This is a genomic window from Rhodoplanes roseus, assembly GCF_003258865.1.
GTDB lineage: Bacteria > Pseudomonadota > Alphaproteobacteria > Rhizobiales > Xanthobacteraceae > Rhodoplanes > Rhodoplanes roseus.
Window position 1 is genome coordinate 1 of the sequence record NZ_NPEX01000438.1, and the last position, 3,427, is coordinate 3,427.

2 protein-coding genes are annotated in these 3,427 nt (G+C 68.6%); both read right to left on the reverse strand.

Translation table 11 applies throughout. From position 1 onward, the window contains the following. Positions 1 to 51 precede the first annotated feature (51 nt). Positions 52 to 912 (reverse strand): HTD2 family dehydratase, encoded by an 861-nt coding sequence (locus tag CH341_RS29700; protein ID WP_111422992.1) that lies wholly within the window; start codon positions 910 to 912, stop codon positions 52 to 54. Between the two features lie 303 nt (positions 913 to 1,215). After that, positions 1,216 to 3,237, reverse strand: coding sequence for an acetyl-CoA carboxylase biotin carboxylase subunit (locus CH341_RS29705; protein ID WP_111422995.1), 2,022 nt, complete (start codon positions 3,235 to 3,237; stop codon positions 1,216 to 1,218). Positions 3,238 to 3,427 lie beyond the last annotated feature (190 nt).

Sequence of the window (3,427 nt, forward strand, 5' to 3'; positions counted from 1 at the left end):
GCCTTCTCACCTCTCCCCGCGCGCGGGGAGAGGTGAGAAGGCGGCGCAGTGTCAGCGCGATTGATCATTCGGCGCCCACGCCACGGTCGCCTGCATGCCGACGTGACCGTTGCCGTTCACGGTGAACAGATCCTCGCCGCCGTCCTGGCGGGCGACGCCCATCAGGCTGACGCGGTCGTGGCCGAAGACAGGATGCACGGCGCGGAACGTGTAGCGGGCCGGCGTCTTGCCCGGATTGCGGCGCTTGGCCGCCTCCAGCAGGAGGAGCGCCTGCAGCGGCCCGTGCACGACGAGCCCGGGATACTTCTCGGTCTCGGTGACATAGGGCATGTCGTAATGGATGCGGTGACCGTTGAAGGTCAGCGCCGAGAAGCGGAACAGCAGCACCGGATCGATGGCGCACGGCTCGCTCCATGTCGGCTTTTCCGGTGCGGGCGTGGGCGGTGGCGGCGTGAAGGTCTTGGGCATCGGCAGATAGACGATGTCCTGCTCCTCCTCCACGGCGAGGCCCCGTCCCGAGCGGACCGCGTGCCGCACCGTGACGAACACCATCGATCCGGTCTTGCCCTCCTTGGACGAGATCTTGGTGATCTCGGAGGCCTTGTGGAGCACGTCGCCGATCCGCAGCGCGTCGTGGAAGGTGTAGCGCCCACTCGCCCACATGCGGCGCTCGAGCGTGATCGGCGGCAGGAAGCCGCCACGCCGCGGGTGGCCGTCGCTGCCGATCTCGCTCGTCGGCGCGATCGGCAGGAAATAGAGCCAGTGCCACAGCTCGGGCAGCGGCTTGCCGACGCCGAACTCGCCGGCAGGCTGATCGAGAGTCGCGGCGAGCGCCCGCGGCGGCGTGGGATAGGCCTGGTCGCTGGTCTCCTCGGTGCGGCCGACCCAGTCCTGAAAGTTCACGTCGTTCATCGTGCACGTCCCCAGATGCTAGCGTCCCGACACGAGGGATCGGCGTCCGGCGACGACACGCACGCAACGCCCTCTGCACCGCCTGCGCGGCGACCCTGTCGGGCGGCCGCGACCGGCCCGGCGATCCCGGTGGCACCGCCGGAGAAGTGAACCAACCCATGGCCTTCGACAACGGGAGTCTTCCGACCCGTCGGCAGGCGTCGGCCGACCCGCGGATTGTGAGCGAGGCCCGGCCGTTCTGACAAGGTCCCATCGCACCACCGGCGTACCCGCGGCGCCAGGCCGCGGGTACGCCCGTCGCGCTCAGGCGAATTCCAGGATGACGGCGTCGACCGGCAGGCTGTCGCCCTTCTTGGCGTGCACCTTGGCGACGGTGCCGTCGCGCTCGGCGCGCAGCACGTTCTCCATCTTCATCGCCTCGATCACGGCGAGCGTCTCGCCCGCCTTGATGTCCTGCCCGGGCGTCACCTCGACCGAGAGCACCAGGCCCGGCATCGGGCACAGCACCTTCTTGCCGGTGTCGAGCTTCGCCTTCTCCGGCATCAGGCGGATCGCGAAGGCCTCCCACGGCTTGTAGACGTAGACCTTCACCTCGATGCCGTGGTGGGTCATCAGATGGCCGTTGGGGATGTCGTGCACCTGCACGGCGATCGGGTCGTCGTCGATGACGCCGAGCCACAACGCATCGCCCGGCTTCCAGGTCGATTCGGTGTAGCGCTTGCGGCCCCTCTTGCCGTTCTCGATGAAGTGCACGTCGATGCCGCTGCCCTCGCGCTCGACCTCGAGCTCGATCTCCTGCTTGCCGACCCGCACGATGCGGCGGCGGTCGCCGGGCACGTGCGGGTGCTTCATCTGGCCGGAAATCTTGCGCTTGCGCTCGGTCGTCTGGAACTCCATCACGGCCGCCACGGCGGCGATGATCTTGGCCCGCTCGCCCTCGGCCTGCAGCGGATGGAAGCCGTCCGGCCACTCCTCGGCGATGAAGCGGGTGGAGAGCCGGCCGGCCCGCCAGCGCTCGTGCTGCATGAGCGTCGAGAGGAACGGGATGTTGTGGCGAATGCCTTCGACGTAGAACCCGTCGAGCGCCCGCGCCTGCGCGTCGATGGCGCCGGCCCTGGTCGGCGCATGAGTGATCAGCTTGGCGATCAGCGGATCGTAGTAGAGCGAGATCTCGCCGCCCTCGTAGACGCCGGTGTCGACCCGCACCGTGATCTGGTCGAAGTGGTCGCCGTGGCGCTCGACCGGCGCGCGAAAGCGCACGATACGGCCGATCGACGGGAGGAAGTTCCGCGACGGGTCTTCCGCGTAGACGCGGCTCTCAACGGCCCAGCCGGAGATCGTGACGTCGCTCTGCTTCAGCGCCAGCGGCTCGCCGGCGGCGACCCGGATCATCTGCTCGACCAGGTCGACGCCGGTGATCAGCTCGGTCACCGGGTGCTCGACCTGCAGGCGGGTGTTCATCTCCAGGAAGTAGAAACTCTTGTCCTGGCCGGCGACGAACTCGACCGTGCCGGCCGAATCGTAGCCGACCGCCTTGGCCAGCGCGACCGCCTGGGCCCCCATCCTCTCGCGCGTCTCGGCGTCGAGGAGAGGCGACGGGGCCTCCTCGACGACCTTCTGGTTGCGCCGCTGGATCGAGCACTCGCGCTCACCCAGGTGGATGACGTTGCCGTGCTTGTCGCCCAGCACCTGGATCTCGACGTGGCGCGGGTCGACGATGAACTTCTCGATGAAGACGCGGTCGTCGCCGAAGGCCGACTTCGCCTCCGACTTGGAGCGGTTGAAGCCCTCCGCCACCTCGGAGCGGTCGTAGGCGATGCGCATGCCCTTGCCGCCGCCGCCGGCCGAGGCCTTGATCATCACCGGATAGCCGATCTCCTCGGCGATCTTCACGGCGTGCGCATCGTCCTCGATGACGCCGAGGAAGCCCGGCACGGTCGAGACATTGGCGGCCGCGGCGGCCTTCTTGGACTCGATCTTGTCGCCCATGGCGGCGATCGCGCCGCGATTCGGGCCGATGAAGACGATGCCGGCCGCCTCCAGCGCGACGGCGAAAGCCTCGCGCTCGGACAGGAAGCCGTAGCCGGGATGCACCGCCTCGGCGCCGCTCTCGCGGCAGGCCGCGATGATCTTCTCGATCACCAGATAGCTCTCGGCGGCCGGCGCCGGCCCGATATGGACCGCGGTGTCGGCCATCTCGACATGGAGGGCGTCCTTGTCGACATCCGAATAGACGGCGACCGTCTCGATCCCCATCCGTCGGGCCGTCTTGATGATCCGGCAGGCGATCTCCCCGCGGTTGGCGATCAGGATTCGCTTGAACATTTTTACGCTGTCCGCATCGGAAAAAAACGAGTGTTAAAGGGGCCGCTCACGTTCCAGCCGCACCGCAAAAAAGTCAACGGCAATCGCGGCCCCGGCGGCCCGGCCGGGCCCGCTCGCCCGTCGCGCCGCGTCGCGGGCGCAGAGCGAGGGCTGCGGCCCACGGACCGGCTCGAACGGAGCGCGAACGCGG

Coding starts and splice junctions, on each gene's coding strand:
- CH341_RS29700 (WP_111422992.1), bottom strand. CDS start 912: ATGAACGACGTGAACTTTCAGGACTGGGTCGGCCGCACCGAGGAGACC.
- CH341_RS29705 (WP_111422995.1), bottom strand. CDS start 3,237: ATGTTCAAGCGAATCCTGATCGCCAACCGCGGGGAGATCGCCTGCCGG.